We start from the raw sequence: 15,369 nt of genomic DNA on the forward strand, positions 1-15,369 counted from the left end.
GCGTTTGTCGGTGCGCGTGGGTAGGGTGACCTGGTTCCACGTCCGGGGTGTGCGGTGTTCGGCGGGGGGTATGTCGTTCACCGCGTGGAGTTTCGATGTCCGATCCAGATCCCGCCCGCGCCGCATCCGTCGACACCGCCGATCCGCGCGTGCCCATGTACACCCCCGAATTCGCCGCTGACCCGCATCGGGCCTATCGCGAGATGCGGGCCCGATTCGGCGCGCTGGCCCCGGTCGAACTCGCACCCGGGATACCCGCCACCCTGGTGCTCGAATACCGCACGGCGGTAAGGATTCTCAACGATCCGGAGCGCTTTCCGGCCGATCCCCGGGTATGGCAGGAAGGCGTGCCCGCCGATTGCCCGGTCCTGCCGATGATGCAGTGGCGACCCAACGCGCTGCGCAGCGCGGGCAGCGAACACACCCGCTACCGCCAGACCAATACCGCCGGACTGGCCGGGGTGGACCGCTACGGCCTGCAAGCCACGGTCGAACGCACCGCCATCTCCCTGATCAACGGCTTCTGCGCCACCGGATCGGTGGATCTGGTGCGCGAGTACGCCTTTCCGCTCGCGTTCGACGTGCTCAACCATCTGCTCGGCTGCCCCGCCGCCATCGCGGCACAGGCCGCCCAGGGCTTTCGCGCCATCTTCGAGGGCATCGGCGCGGAGAACGGCAACAGGCTCCTCATCGAAGCCCTGCAACGCCTGGCCCTGCACAAACGCGAGCACCCCGGCGATGACGTCACCACCCGAATACTGCACCATCCGGCCGAACTCACCGATACCGAAATGGTCCATCAGCTCGCCACCCTCTACGGCGCGGGCATCGAACCCCAGCAGAATCTGATCGTCAACACCCTGCTGGTGATCCTGGCCGACGACCGCTTCGGCGGCAGCGTGCTGGGCGGCAGTCTCTCCACCCGCGACGCCCTCGACGAAGTCCTCTTCAACGATCCGCCGATGGCCAACTTCTGCATCAGCTTTCCGCGCCAGCCCGTCCTGGTGGACCACACCTGGCTCCCCGCCCACCAGCCCGTGGTCATCAGCATGGCCGCCTGCAATACCGATCCGGCCATCACCACCGCCCACCGCTCCGGCAACCGCTCCCATCTGGCGTGGGGTGCGGGCCCGCACTCCTGCCCCGCCAGCCCGCTGGCCTACCTGATAGCGCAGGAGGCGATCGATCAACTGCTCGACGCCCTGCCGGAAATCCGCTTGGCCGTCCCGGCGACCGAATTGACCTGGCGGCCAGGTCCTTTCCATCGAGCCCTCACCGCCCTGCCCGCCACCTTCGAACCGTCGCCCCCGCTGCCTGTCCTCTCCTGAACCGCATGCAGGTCCGAGCGTCGTCGGGCGGTTCGGGGTCTCGGCGTCCTGTCGTGGGAGACTCGGGACGCTGAAGGAGGAGGTCGGGTGGCGTACGTCAAGGCGGCGGAGCGGGAGCGGCAGATTGTCGCGGCGGCGGTGCGGGTGCTCGGTGCGGTGGGGGTGGCCGGAACGACGCTGCGGGCGGTCGCGGCCGAGGCCGATATCGCGCTGGGGACCATGCAGTACGTGTTCCCGAGCAAGGACAGCCTGCTGCGCGCGGTGGTCGCCGCCGTCACCGACGATGTCGCCGCGACGCTGCGGGTCGAAATCGAGCCGGGGCTCGGGGTGGAGCAGGTGCTGCGACGCAGTGTGACCAACTTCTGGAGCGCGCTGGTCGAGAATGAAATCGGTGTGCAGATCATGCAATACGAGCTGGCGATGTATTCCGCGCGGACCGAGGGGGCGCAGGGGCTGGCGCGTTTGCAGTACGAGCGATACACCTCGCTGGTGGCCGAGTTCTGTGAGCGCGCCGCGCGCGCGACGGGACAGCGATGTGCCGTCGACTTCGAGACGCTGGGGCGGCTGTCACTGGCCGTGCTGGATGGTCTCATCGTGCAGTACGTGGCGAATCCCGATGCCGAGCGCGCTCGCCGGGATCTCGATCTGGCCGTGGACATGGTGATCCGCTTCGCCGATCCGCAGCCCATTTCGGGCGAATCCAACTAACTCTTCCCATTGCGCGGGGGCCTGCGGCTGTGGCTTACTGAAAAAAGTCGGTCGGTTGTACGACTTAGTTTCGGCGGTCGCCGTTCGGAAGGAGTCAGGGATGGTCGAGGACCCGCGGCGGGCAATGGAGTCCGGTGGATCGGATACGACGGTGGTGGTCGTCGGGGCGGGGGTATCGGGGCTGGTCGCGGCACGGGAACTGCGGCGGCACGGGATCGAGGTGATCGTGGTGGAGGCGGCCGATCGGGTCGGCGGGCGGACACTGACCGAGACGACCGCGCTCGGATCGCGAGTGGATCTGGGCGGGCAGTGGATCGGCCATGACCATCACCGGGTCAGCGCGCTGGCGGCCGAACTCGGGGCCACCCGATTCCCGATGCACACCGGGACGCTGCCGATTCTGATCGATCGTTCGAAGCGGCTGCGGGTGTCGGCTCCGTCGGTGTTGCTGTCCGTGCTGATCCTGCTGTTCGCGGAAGTGTTGTCCCGCACCGGTATAACGCGTCGATGGAATGCGACGACCGTCGCGTCCTGGCTGGCCAGGGTGCCGGGGCGGAGCACCCGGCAGCTGCTCGATGTGATTGCCGCGATCTCGTGGACGGCGGATCTGGATCGACTCTCGATTCATGCCGCCGCGCGCATGATCCGGAATCAGGGCGGTCTGTTCACCATGCTCTCCACGCGCGGTGGCGCACAGGACTCCCTCCTCGTCGAGGGTATGGGGTCGCTGGCCGAACGACTGGCCGATGAGCTCGGTGCGCGAATTCGTCTGGGTCAGCGGGTGCTATCGATCGAACAGGGCGAATCGGGTGTGATCGTGCGGACTTCGGCGGGCGACATCACCGCCGCGAAGGTCATCGTCACGGTCCCGCCGCCGCTGCTCGACCGGATCACCTACAAGCCCGAATTGCCCACGGCGCACGCCGAACTCGCGTCGGCCGGCTATATGGGCTCGGTGTACAAGGCGATAGCGGTGTACGAGCGGCCCTTCTGGCGCGAGCGCGCGGGCGGGGAATTCCTCATCCTGGATGCTCCCGGACGTGCGGTATTCGACACCACGCCGCCCGGCGGCCCGGGTCATCTGTGTGTGCTCGTGGGCGGTCCGGCCGCTCGCGACCTGGACCGATTGGATCCCGCCGCCCGCCGGGACGCGGTGCTCGGCACGCTGGTCCGGCATATCGGCCCGGAGGTGAACGAGCCGGTCGGCTGGCACGAAAAGTCTTGGAGCCACGATGAATACGTGGGCGGAGGCTATATGGCGGTGCCGGAACCCGGTACGACCGCCGGACTGCCACCGCTTCGATTCGATCCGGCCGGGGCCATTCACTGGGCGGGTACGGAGCGGGCGGCCGATCACGCGGGCTATGTCGAGGGTGCGATCGAATCCGGTACGCGGGCAGCGCGCGAAGTGGTCGCGGCTTTGTGATCGATTGGGCGGCTTCGTGATCGGAGGACCGGCATTGTGACCGATTGGTTCGGCTCGCGCACGGCGAGCCGAACCGTCAAGATCACCAGCCGGAGCCGGAACCACCCGAACCGGTGTTAGCGAGGATGGTGCCGATCACCATCTGTGCGAGTCCGGCGATAGAGCCAAGAAATTCCACGATGTCCTCCGACTTCATTGTCGCCGACTGTCCGGCGTAGTCGTGAACTTAGCTCACGACTTTTATGGAAGAAGGATGTTTCACAGAAATCATCCCGGTCGAGGTCGCTATCGGTTAGCCGCAGGGGTCGAATGATTGACTGTCCCGGACAGGTCTTGCGCCTGCGGTGTGATGGGGCTAACCTCGCAGCCGTGTGAGTCGGTGTGGTCTCACATTGGAGCTGGATGGAGTCTGAATGAACCTGCGGACGACGATGTCTCGCCGGTTGGCCGTCGTGGGCGTGGCGATAATCGCCCTGGCGGCAACCGTCACTACCGCGGAGGCCGTCGGTGAACCGGATGGGACGGTCCCGGTGCAACCCGCGGCCGCGATCCCCCTTCCGCCCGAACTGGATCCGGGTTTCTACCAACCCGCGCCCGAACTCGTGGCATCCAAGGCCCCGGGCCAGATCATCGCCGCGCGACAGGTCAATGTCGCCAACGCCGGGCTGATCCCGGTCAATGTCGATGCCTGGCAGGTGTCCTACCGGTCGAACAACAGCCGGGACGAACCGATCGCCGCGGTCGCGACGGTGCTCAAACCGCGCGGCTCCGCACCGGACAAACTGGTGTCGATGCAGATCGCCGAGGACTCCCTCGCCGCCTACTGCTCACCGTCCTATGCGGTACAGCAGTGGTCCGCTGCGACCTTCGTCGGACAGATCGTCGCCCCACTGGAATTCGTGATCGCGCAGGCCGAATTGCAGCAGGGCTGGGCCGTGGTCATTCCCGATCATCAGGGGCCCGACAACGCTTTCGCGGCGGGCCCGCTCGCCGGTCGAATCACCCTGGACGGAATCCGCGCCGCCCGTGATTTCGAGCCGATGCGACTCGCACCCGATACCCGCATCGCCATGTACGGCTACTCCGGCGGTGCCATCGCCACCGGGCACGCCGCCGAGCTGAAGCAGAGCTACGCACCCGAACTCAATATCGTCGCCGCCGCCGAGGGTGGTGTGCCCGCCGATTTCGGCCCGGTGCTCGATAACGGCAACGGTCAGGCGTGGTCGGGCATGATCATGGCCGCGGTGCTGGGCATAGGCCGGGAGTACCCCGAATTCGGCCAACTGCTCAACCGCGACCTCGACCCACTGGGACAGGCTCTGGCGACGGTCAAGGGCGGAATGTGCGTGCAGTACAACACCGCACTGGTCCCGTTCCTGAATATGAAGGGCCTGCTGCGCGTCCCGGAGGGCGATCCGATGCGCAACCCGGTGGTTCAGGCCACCCTCGACAAGACCCGGATGGGTAAGGCCACCCCGGCCATGCCGATGTTCATCTGGCAGGGCAATCCGGATGAGTTGATCCCGGTCGGCCCGGTCAACACCCTGGTCGACACCTATTGCAAGGACCCCGCCGCCCAGGTCCAGTACACCCGCGAACATCTCGCCGAACACGTCACCACCGAGGTCTCCGGTTCGGCGACCGCACTGCTGTGGCTGCGTGATCGCCTCAACGGCATCCCGGCCGCACCGGGGTGCAGCACCTCCGAAGCGGGCCTGATGGCGCTCAACCCCGCCGGATTGTCTTTGCTCGCACAGACATTCGGCGACACCATCGCGTCATTCTTCGGCGCGCCCATCGGCGTCAAATAACCTCCCGAACTCCCCGCCGCGCCGGGTGGGGCCCCGCTCCCGGTCGAAACCCGACCGGGAGCGCGGGGCCGGGGAACGGATACGGTCGCTATGAACCGGCGGGGATATCCAGGTAGGCCGAGCCGGATAGCGTGACGGTGCCACCGGTATCGGGCTGGTCGGCACCGGCGTAGAGATCATCGCGGGTATCGGTGATCAGGACCATTTTGTGTCCGCGTGGAATCTGATAGTCGGTGGCTTGCAAGCGGATTCGCACATCGGTCGCCTGGCCGGGTTGCCGGTTGTCGACCGTGGTGGCGGCGTGGGTGATGATCCGCATGGTGCCGGTGAACGGATCCAGATCCAACAGGTAGGCGATCAGGGTGACCGCGTCACCGGATGGAGTGAGGGTCAGCGCCACTTCCGGATAGCCCGAAAGACGTTGTGGGCCCGCGAATTCCGGGGTCGACCAGACCGCGGCGGCGGTGCGGTCAACCTCGGCGAACTGCTGACGCCGGGGCATCAGCAGGCGTTCACGAAAACCGTCCATGACCAGCTGGCCGACGGCCTGGACCTGCGGATCACCCTGCTGGATACGCTGACTGAAATTCGACGGGGGCTCCGAAGTCAGTGTGCCGTCGGAGGATCCGGCCGCGGGTGCGGTGAGATAGTAGCGGCGGGCCGGTTGGGACCACGACGACAGATCCGGGGCGGCGGTCGCGGTGAAACTGTGCATGGTCTCGGTGTGCACGCCGCCGTCACTGTCGATACCGTTGTCCACGCCCCGCAGATAGTGGTCGAACCAGTCGTACGCGGCCTCGGTGGTGCGGGTGTACACCCCGAGCAGCAGGCCCGGAATCTCCACCGCGCCATGGTCTCCCACCGCGAGGTCGAGGCGTTTGGGGCCGGGATAGCGGTCGAAATATTCCAGCAGTTGATTCTGCGGGAAGATCGTCTCGTGCCAATAGCTGGTGAACAGCGTCGGCACCGGTCGCGGCGTATCGGGCAGTCGGGCGGGGGAGCGCTGCGCGGCGTATTCCAGCACCTGATCGATATTGGTATTCGCGCGGAAATCCTCCAGCACCTTGAGCAATTCGCTGCTGGGCCGATCGCTGATCGCCGCCAGGACTTCCGCCGCCGCGATATGCCGCGTCGAATTGTCGTACAGCGCCTCACCCAGATCCGCCCAGGTGCTCAGTGCCGCGACGGCTTTGACCCGCTCATCGGCCTGTGCGACCAGCAGGCTGATACCGGAACCGTAGGAGATGCCCGCCATGCCGATCCGCTCCGGATCGACATCCGGCACATTCTCCAGTGCCCAATCGATCACGCTGCGGCCGTCCGCGACATCCTCGGGACCGGCGACGGTCAGTTCACCCTCCGATTCGGGCAGGCCCCGCTCGGTATAGGCAACCACCGCGTATCCGCGCATGAGCAGCCGAATAATGGCTCCGGAGTACATTTTCCAACCGGTCGGATCCAATCCGGCGGGCAGGACGATGAGCGGATGCGGACCGCCGAGCAGCGGCCGTGCGGCGAATCCGTCGAGCATGACGCCGCCATCACCGGGAATGCGCACCCGGCCGAGCGTGCTCGCGGCGCGCACCGCGACGATATCGTCGACGAGATACTCCGGTACGCCGGTCGCGGCCCCGGTGAGCAGGCCGTTCACCACCGCATCGAGGGTGATTTCCTGGTCCGGAGCCAGCAACCGCAATTGATTCGAACGCGCTTGTGACATGTTCCTATCCTTTGATGGGCAGGAGGGAGCCGCGGACGGCATTGTCGCGGAAAGGAATTCGAGCAGACGCAAATCGGTCCCCGCGCGGGCGAATCGATATTCGCCGCGCGACCATTTGCCGAAAGCTGTTTGAAAACAACAGCTTTGAAAAGGCTACCGCGACCCTCCGGCGCCCGGATGGGAATCGAAATGCATACCGCAGGTCAGGTCAAGCGGGTGCGCTGCCCTGCTGCCACTGCGGCCATGGAATGCTCCAGTCGCCGTTCTGCCAGATGTCGAGGGGATCGCCGCCGGTATTGCGGACCTCCACCACATCGCCGGGGATGACGAAGTCGAAGAACCAGGCCGCGTCATCGGGGGAGATGTTCAGGCAGCCGTGTGAGACATTCGTATTGCCCTGTGCCCACATGCTTTGCGCGAGCGCGTGCACGAAAATGCCGTCGTGGCTGATGCGGACGGCGTGGTCGATCTTGGTGCGATAGCCGAGACCGGAATTGGTCGGCAGGCCGTAGCTGGAGGAATCCATCATCACCGGATGCTGGCGATCGAGCACGGTATAGGTGCCGGGGCGGGTCCAGAACGACAGCAGGCGACCGCCGACCATCGACGTGCCACCCATACCCATCGAGGTGGGCATGCTGCGCACCAGGTTTCCGTTCTCGAAGACATCGATCATCTTGGTGTTGTCATCGGCGATGGCCACGTGCGCGGGACCGATGAGCACCGAAATCCGTTGATCGCGCAGGCCGAATCCGCCGCCGCCCAGATCCGCGCCGAAAAGTTCGGCGGCGATGGTGACTCGGGTGCCGGGCGCGTAGTAGAACTCCGGTCGCCAGTGCGCGTTGCGATCGTCGAGCCAGTACCAGGCTCCGGGTACCGGGGGTTCGGTGGTGACCTTCAGCCGTGCCGCGGCGGCCGCACGGTCGACCGCTTCGGTGAAATGCGCCAGGATTACGAAACCGACTCCGTAGGTGTCGTTTTCGGTGAGGTCGACCATATTCTGCGAGCCCAGCGAGAAGTCGATCAGGTGATCGGGGGTCACCGTCGAACAGTTCGCGGCGGCGTTCACCTCGCCGGTCGCACCGTGTGCCACGGCTTTCGCGGTGTAGGTGTGGCCGTAGCCGAGTGGTTCGGCGCTGATCCAGCTGCGCTTATCGGGTGACAGTGTGCCCGGCAGGGCCCGGCCGGTTTCATCGAGCCATTCCACGCTGCGCAATTCGCCATCGGTGACGGTGACCGTACCGGGTTTGCGGGCGTCGACGTCATGGGCCTCGGTGACCGGATCGAAGCGGATGACCGCGGGTTTCGGTGGGGCGGGCGGGGTTTGGTCACCCGCGCAGGCGGTCAGCGTCAACCCACTCGCACCGGCGAAGCCGATCAGCAGCTCGCGACGTCGCAATGCCACCGGTCTTCTCCCTTCGCCCTGTGCACGACCGCCCGTCAGCATGCGGCAGCCGGGCCGATTCGGCGCGGCGACAGGCCACACCTCCACCGTTCCGAGGCATAACCGTCATCCTTCCTCGATCGAGGAGGCGGGCATCAGGCTTCGGAGTGGACGCGGAAACGCGGTGGCACCAGTGCGGCCGGATCGGTGCGCAGCATGGGTCTACCGGTGAGCCACAGGCTGACCGGGCTGCGGCGCAGGACCGCCGTACCGGCCAGGGAGCCGGCCACGACGCCGAGATACAGCACGATCGTCAGCCAGAAACGGCCGATCGACGGGGCCAGCGGCAGCAGTACGGGGGTGAGGAGTTCGAGCATGAACGGATGAATCAGGAAGACGCCGAATGATCGGTCCGCGCCGTAGCGAACGACTTTGGCGAGCCGGTCGTGGTGTTGCCGCTGGTCGGCCCAGCGCGTACCGAGCAGATACAGCCCCACCGTGATGGCGATGAACCAGAGGGTGCGTTCGGGCAGGAAGACGTCCGAGGCGACCCATGCCACCTGTCCGTCGTGCACCGCGAGCTGATACTCGCCCTCCGCCGCGACCGCGATGACCAGCACCGCCGCCACGATCAAGCGGGTGTGCTCGCGCAGGAAAGCGTGCACGGCATCGATATGCCAGGCCGCGAGCGCGCCCAGCAGCGTGAAGAACTGGTACGGAAGAACTGTGGCGTACACGTGCATCCAGATCTGCGCCGGTAGACCACCGTCGAACGGCGGATAGGCGAGGGTCCACAGCACGAGCACATGCAGCACGGCGCTCGCCGCCAGCAACCAGCGATGCCGTCCCTCGGTGCGCCGCAACAGTTTCGGCAGCAGCGGGAACAGCAGATAGACCTGCATGGTGACCAGCAGGAAGTACAGGTGGTAGTAGGCCGTTCCGAACAGCAGATCCAGACCGAGGCGGCTGAGCAGCCAGCTCACCGAGCCGTGAATCTGACCCAGATGGATGGAATACGCCCAGTAGATCACCGACCACAGCACATACGGAATGCCGACCAGCGCGAAGCGCCGCGGCCAGAAGCTCCGCGCGCGCAGTGACTGATGCCCGAACTGGTAGATCAGCACGAAACCGGTCAGTGCGAAGAAGGCGTACCGGGTGAAGTGCAGTAGTGCCAGCGCCGCATTGGCGGCCACGCTGCCCGCATCGTTCACGCTGCTGATGGTGTGCACCATGATGACGCAGCAGAAGGTGATTATTCGGAACAGATCCACCTGATGCAGATACGGCCGTTTGCGCCGCCCGCCGCCGATCTCGGCGGCGGGCTGCTGAATCTCCGTGGCAGTACTCATATTCCGGCCGATTTCCCGGCTGGACCTCGGCACTCGATCGCCGCACCCATCCTCACATGTTGGCTCCTGGAACTGTGATGCCCGTTCCTGTGCCCTGTGAACCTGCTGTGTGGCGATCGTCGCGTGAACCGCGTCGACTCAGCGGTGGGTGCCGGTCAGTCGGCGCCCCAATGCTGCTGCATCAGAATGCCTTTTCCGGCGAGCCAGGCCACCGGGTCGATCTTGGTGCCGTCGGTGTCCCAGATCTCCAGGTGCAGATGTGGGCCGGTCGATTGGCCGCGATTGCCCACCGAGGCGATGATGTCGCCGACATTGACGTGCTGACCGGCCTGTACGTACATATCGTTGACGTGGCCGTAGACCGCGATGGTGCCGTCGTCCTGCCGGACCCGGACCCATTGGCCGAAGCCCGAGGCGGGGCCCGCCTCCAGGACCGTGCCGCTCATGACCGAGCGAATGGGGGTGCCGATGGGGTCGGCGATATCGACGCCGTAGTGGAATTCGCCCCATCGATTGCCGAATCCGGAACTGATCTGACCGCCGACCACCGGTAGCACGGTGGGGCTGATGGTCAGTGCCGGTGCCGGTGCCGGGGCGGGTGCGGGCGCGGGTGCGAGCGGTATGGACGGCGTGATCGGCAGCGCGGCGATTACCTGCTGTTGCACCTGCACCACCTGCTCCTGCACATCGGTCACCTGCTGCTGGGTGTCGACCACCGCCTGTTGCTGTGCGTCGACCACCTGCTGCTGGATATCCCTGATGAACTGTTCGGCCTGCGCGAGCGGTGCGGCGATCTCGGGTGCGAGCCCGACCAGTCCGAAGGGTGTGGCGATGGTCGCCGGTGGCGTGACTTGTACTGGGGCGGGCGTGGTTTCGGCGACATCGGCCGGTTCCTCATCGGCGGGCGTGACCGGCGCGGCATTGGCCACGGCGGGCGTGAGATGCGCCCCCGCGGTCAATAGCGCCCCCGCCGCGACCGCGATCCCGGCCACCGCGCGAAACCGCCCGGTGGTGAAGGAATCCGCGCGATGGCTACTGGCACACTGGATCTCGGCCACATCAAGCAGATCGGTGACGGGGAGGGAACCGGGGGATACACGGTGGTTCGGCATGGCTCGTCCTCAGGTCGATCGTCGAGGCGTCGCGCCCGCCGATCGCCGGCGAGTCGAGAATCCGAATGCGCGACGTGCCGAAAACTGTACAGACCCGTGATCTTTTCCGGACCGGAATTCCCCGCCCCGTAATTCATTGCGCGACAGGACACTCGGCGTTCACCGCACAGTTCCCGCCGACTAGTCGGCCCGGGGCGCGGCGATATGTTTCATCTCGCGAATCGGGGCGGTGCGGAAGGTGCCGCCGGCCTTCGCCCATTCACCCACCACGCGGGGAGCGTCTCGGACCGGGTTGTAGATGTCCTCCTCCGAGGAGAAGAGTCCGTTGCCCGCGTACACGATTCGGGTGACGTTCGGAAACCCGAAGTGCGCGTTCGGATCTGTGGGATGGTCCAGCACATTGCTGATCCCCACCACGATGGCGTCATTGGTCTCGTCGAAAGCCGTCCAGTGATGTTCGAACCGCATATGTGGGAACGGGGCCATCACATCGACGATCCAACCGCGCACCTCCTCGCGCCCGTGGAAGATGCCGTAGGCGTGCTCGATGTACTCGACATCCTCGGTGAACAGATCCGCGAACGGACTCCAATCCCCTGTCTCGGAACACTTGTCGACCACCGCGTTGTAGTTCCGCAGCGCCTCCTCCAACTCGGTGCGCTCGAATCGACCCATGGTTTCCTCCGTGTGAATTGAAACGTGTTCCCCGGCGATCGTATGCGCGAGCATGCGCGGGATGGTCCGGTATCGATCATCTTCGCTCCCTTCGGGTTAAATCTGGGCTCAGGTCTTGACTAATTTTTTAGTCAGTTTATCGTTTGTCGGCATGACGCAGACCACAGATGAGGGAACGACGTATCGGATGCCGGCCGAGTGGGCGCCGCATGAGCGGTGCTTGATGGGGTGGCCTACCAGGGAGAGTTTGTGGGGGCCGTACTTCGCGGAGGCGAAGGCGGAGTATGCGGCGGTGGCGGATGCTATCGCCCGGTTCGAGCCGGTGTTGATGATCGCGAATCCGGGGCAGGGACAGGAGGCTCGGGAGGCCTGTGGGCCCGGGGTCGAGGTGGTCGAGTTGGGGATCGATGATTCCTGGTTGCGGGATTCGGGGCCGCTGATCGTGCTGGACGAGAAGGGGAATCGGGCTGCGGTGGATTTCGGGTTCAACTCGTGGGGGGAGCGGTTTCTGCCCTATGACCAGGACGCGACCATCAGTGCGCGGGTGCTGGAGACGCTCGGGATCGAGCGGTTCGGCTCGGACATGATTCTCGAGGGCGGATCGATCACGGTGGACGGCGAGGGGACGCTCATCACCACCGAACAGTGCCTGCTGCATCCGAATCGCAATCCGGGGATGACGAAGGAGCAGATCGAGGCGGAACTGAAAGCGCGGCTGGGGATTACGAAGATCATCTGGTTGCCGTACGGGCATTTCGATGACGCGCACACCGACGGGCACGTCGACGGCGTATGCACCTATGTGCGGCCGGGCGTGGTGATCGCGCAGACCTGTGAGGATCCGGCGCTGCCCGATTTCGAGCGGATGGCCGCGAATCTGAAGGTGTTGCGGGAGAGCACCGATGCGGCGGGCCGATCGTTCGAGATCCTGGAACTGCCGCAGTTCCCGATCAAGACGCTGCCCGACGGCACCGAGACCATGGTCGCCTACGCCAACTTCTATGTCGCCAATGGCGGTGTGGTGGTGCCGATCGGCGAGCACGAGCTCGACGGCGGCGCCCTGGAGGTGCTCGCCAAAGCCTTCCCGGATCGCGAAATCGTCGGTGTACCGGGCAATATCGTCGCCTACGGCGGTGGCGGCGTGCACTGCATCACCCAGCAGATTCCGGCCGCAGGGGTCACCCGATGAGCGACTGCGATCGAATGCCCGTGCAGCACACCGAGGATGACGGACGTTTCGTCACCGTGACCGCGGTCGAGGAAACCCTGCCCTCACCCGCGCGCCGGACCCCGACCACCCGCCCCGCCCTGCGCATCGGCGCGGTGCAGACCAGCTGGCACCCGGATCCGGACGAGCACAAAGCCGTTCTGGCCGAAGGCATCAAGCGTGCCGCCGACCTCGGCGCACAGGTCGTCTGCCTCCAGGAACTCACCCTGAGCGCCTACTTCGCCACCGTCCCCGACAGCCCCGACGCACCCGCCCACCGCGAACACATCCCGGACGGCCCGACGACCACCTTCGCCCGCGAACAAGCCGTGAAAAACGGTGTGTACGTGCACGCCTCGCTCTACGAGCACAGCGATACCGGTCGCGGCTACAACACCGCCATCCTGGTTGGCCCCGATGGCACCCTGCACGCCCGCACCCGCAAGATCCACATCCCCGCCTTCCCGGGCTATCACGAGGACCACTATTTCGAACCCGGCGATACCGGCTACCCCGTAATCTCCGCCGCCGGAGCACAATTCGGCTTCCCCACCTGCTGGGACCAGTGGTTCCCCGAACTCGCCCGCGCCTATTCGCTCGGCGGTGCGGAAATCCTGGTCTACCCCACCGCCATCGGCAGCGAACCCGAACCGGCGGATTTCGACACCGAACCGCTGTGGCACCGCATGATCACCGGAAACGGCTTGGCCAACGCCACTTTCATGGTGGTGATCAACCGCATCGGCGCGGAGGACGGACTCACCTTCTACGGTTCGTCCTTCATCTCCGACCCTTACGGCCGCACCCTGGTCCGCGCCCCGCGCGATCGAGACACCGTACTGGTCGCCGACCTCGACCTCGATCAACGCCGCGACTGGCTCGGCTTCGGCTTCTTCGATACCCGCCGCCCGGACGCGTATGCCGTTCTCACCGCACCCGTTTCGCCCCTGCCCGGAACTCCCTGACACACCCGCCCCAGATCGAAAACAGGTTCCGACCATGCTCACGAACAGTCGAATCCGCGCCACCCTGGTCGCCTTATGCGTGGCCGCCGTCGTCACCGGCTGCGGCGGGCGGGTGCCGTCGGCCACCCCGCCCGCCCCCGACGCCGCCGCGCTGCTGAATCTCCCGTCCACCACCACCCCCGCCACCAAGGGCGTGGACTCCGCCACCTGGGCGCTGTACCGCGACCCCACCACCGTCGATCCGGCCACCGCCTTCGACTATCCGGAGAACACCGTCATCGCCACCATGTGCGATGCCCTGCTGCGCCAAAAGCCGGACGGCAGTATCGGTTTCGGACTGGCCAGCGAGTACCGCTACGTCACCCCGACCCAGCTGGCGCTGACCATCCGCCCCGGCGTCACCTTCTGGGATGGCAAACCGCTCACCGCCGAGGATGTCGTCTACAGCCTCGAACGCCATCGCAATCCTGCACTCGGCGGCTTCTACGGCACCGTCTTCGACCGCGTCGACTCCATTACCGCGACCGGTCCGGGCACCGTGACCATCAACCTCACCAAGCCGGATTACTGGCTGCCGGGCGAACTTTCGGCCATGCCCGGCATCGTGATCGAGAAGGCGTTCGCCGAGAGCGCCGGTGCGAAATTCGGCACCCCGGAGGCGGGCACCATGTGCACCGGGGCGTACCGGCTGTCCAAGTGGACCTCCGGCGACACACTGAAAGTGACCGCCAACCCGAACTATTGGGACTCCAGCCTCAAGCCCCTGACGAAAGAGGTCACCTTCCGGGGCGTTTCGGACGCGGCGACCCTCACCACCGGCCTCACCACCGGCGAGATCGACGGCAGCTATGTCACCGACACCTCGAACCTGGCCCAACTCCAGCGCACCGCAGGGGTTTCCGTGCATATGGGCCCGACCCTGGAGAGCGAATTCCTCATCCCCGCCAACCTGACGGGCGTGCTCGGCGATGTCCGGGTGCGGCGCGCACTGTCACTGGCGTTCGACCGGCGCAGCTTCATCAACGCCGTGTACGCCGGTAATGCCCTGGAGCCCCGCCTGTCCGCCAATCCTGGCACCTGGGGTTACGCCAAGGATGTCTTCAGCGCCGCCTGGAATGCCGCACCCGAGGTGAAACGGGACCTGGACGAGGCCAAACGCCTCATCCGCGAGGCGGGCGCGGAGGGTAAACCGCTGGTGATCGGCACCTCCTCCGGTATGGCCACGGTCGCGACCATGTCCAATGCCTGGCTGGAAGTCGCCAACACCATCGGCCTGAATGCCAAGCTGCTCAATGTCTCCCCGGAGAACTACATCAACTTCTTCACCGATCCGAAGGCGCGGGCGGGCGTCGACGCGTTCAGCACCACCACCTACGGCGATTACGCCGATCCGGCGGCTCTGATCGCGACATACGTGCTGCCGCAAGGCAATCAGAACTACTCCGGCTATGAGAATCCCGCCATCACCGACTGGCTGGACAAGGCCCGCGCCGAGGCGGACCCGACCCGCCGCGCCACCGATATGGTCGAGGTGGACAAACTCCTCATGCAGGAGCTGCCCTGGATTCCGGTCGCGCACCCGGTCACCTGCCTGGTGCTGAGCAATAAGCTCACCGGTGCGCCGACCTCGTTCGCGTACATGCAATCCCCGGTGCTGGCCATGCTGGGTGCGGGGAGCTGA

Annotated in this window: 12 protein-coding genes; 7 read left to right on the forward strand and 5 right to left on the reverse strand. The window is 65.8% G+C overall.

Annotated elements, in window-relative coordinates; genetic code table 11:
• The first annotated feature begins 95 nt into the window (after positions 1-95).
• The 4 genes from ACFC4D_RS32675 to ACFC4D_RS32690 all read left to right on the forward strand — a co-directional run bounded on the left by ACFC4D_RS32675 (position 96) and on the right by ACFC4D_RS32690 (position 5,273).
• Positions 96-1,328, forward strand: coding sequence for a cytochrome P450 (locus ACFC4D_RS32675; RefSeq protein ID WP_376068934.1), 1,233 nt, complete (start codon positions 96-98; stop codon positions 1,326-1,328).
• Between the two features lie 87 nt (positions 1,329-1,415).
• Entirely contained in the window at positions 1,416-2,036 is a 621-nt protein-coding gene (locus ACFC4D_RS32680; protein ID WP_376068936.1) for a TetR/AcrR family transcriptional regulator, read from the forward strand.
• Between the two features lie 100 nt (positions 2,037-2,136).
• A complete protein-coding gene (locus tag ACFC4D_RS32685; protein ID WP_376068937.1) occupies positions 2,137-3,462 on the forward strand; it encodes a flavin monoamine oxidase family protein in 1,326 nt (441 codons plus the stop codon).
• 413 nt (positions 3,463-3,875) lie between these two features.
• The gene (locus ACFC4D_RS32690) at positions 3,876-5,273 is read left to right on the forward strand and encodes a lipase family protein (protein WP_376068938.1); all 1,398 of its coding nucleotides are present in this window, start codon (positions 3,876-3,878) and stop codon (positions 5,271-5,273) included.
• 88 nt (positions 5,274-5,361) lie between these two features.
• Here the strand turns inward: ACFC4D_RS32690 and ACFC4D_RS32695 are convergent, their stop codons facing one another.
• From ACFC4D_RS32695 to ACFC4D_RS32715, 5 genes are all read right to left on the reverse strand, one after another.
• Positions 5,362-6,993, reverse strand: a complete 1,632-nt coding sequence (locus ACFC4D_RS32695; RefSeq protein WP_376068939.1) for a CocE/NonD family hydrolase — start codon at positions 6,991-6,993, stop codon at positions 5,362-5,364.
• A 208-nt stretch (positions 6,994-7,201) separates the two neighbouring features.
• Entirely contained in the window at positions 7,202-8,398 is a 1,197-nt protein-coding gene (locus ACFC4D_RS32700) for an Ig-like domain-containing protein (RefSeq protein WP_376068941.1), read from the reverse strand.
• A 134-nt stretch (positions 8,399-8,532) separates the two neighbouring features.
• Positions 8,533-9,729, reverse strand: coding sequence for an acyltransferase (locus ACFC4D_RS32705; RefSeq protein ID WP_376068943.1), 1,197 nt, complete (start codon positions 9,727-9,729; stop codon positions 8,533-8,535).
• Between the two features lie 155 nt (positions 9,730-9,884).
• Complete coding sequence (locus tag ACFC4D_RS32710) at positions 9,885-10,841, reverse strand: M23 family metallopeptidase (protein WP_376068945.1); 957 nt, start codon at positions 10,839-10,841, stop codon at positions 9,885-9,887.
• Between the two features lie 180 nt (positions 10,842-11,021).
• Positions 11,022-11,516 carry a nuclear transport factor 2 family protein gene (locus tag ACFC4D_RS32715; protein ID WP_376068946.1) on the reverse strand — a complete coding sequence of 165 codons (495 nt, stop codon included), beginning with the start codon at positions 11,514-11,516 and terminating at the stop codon, positions 11,022-11,024.
• Between the two features lie 187 nt (positions 11,517-11,703).
• On the opposite strand from ACFC4D_RS32715, the gene ACFC4D_RS32720 reads away from it, so the two are divergent.
• From ACFC4D_RS32720 to ACFC4D_RS32730, 3 genes are read left to right on the forward strand one after another with little or no spacing between them, the layout of a single operon-like run.
• Positions 11,704-12,705 carry an agmatine/peptidylarginine deiminase gene (locus tag ACFC4D_RS32720; protein ID WP_376069131.1) on the forward strand — a complete coding sequence of 334 codons (1,002 nt, stop codon included), beginning with the start codon at positions 11,704-11,706 and terminating at the stop codon, positions 12,703-12,705.
• Entirely contained in the window at positions 12,702-13,688 is a 987-nt protein-coding gene (locus ACFC4D_RS32725) for a nitrilase-related carbon-nitrogen hydrolase (protein ID WP_376068948.1), read from the forward strand. The genes ACFC4D_RS32720 and ACFC4D_RS32725 overlap by 4 nt, the downstream gene beginning before the upstream one ends.
• Before the next feature lie 34 nt (positions 13,689-13,722).
• The gene (locus ACFC4D_RS32730) at positions 13,723-15,369 is read left to right on the forward strand and encodes an ABC transporter substrate-binding protein (protein WP_376068950.1); all 1,647 of its coding nucleotides are present in this window, start codon (positions 13,723-13,725) and stop codon (positions 15,367-15,369) included.

The sequence above is a fragment of the Nocardia sp. NPDC056000 genome (assembly GCF_042269265.1).
In the GTDB taxonomy this organism is placed as follows: domain Bacteria; phylum Actinomycetota; class Actinomycetes; order Mycobacteriales; family Mycobacteriaceae; genus Nocardia.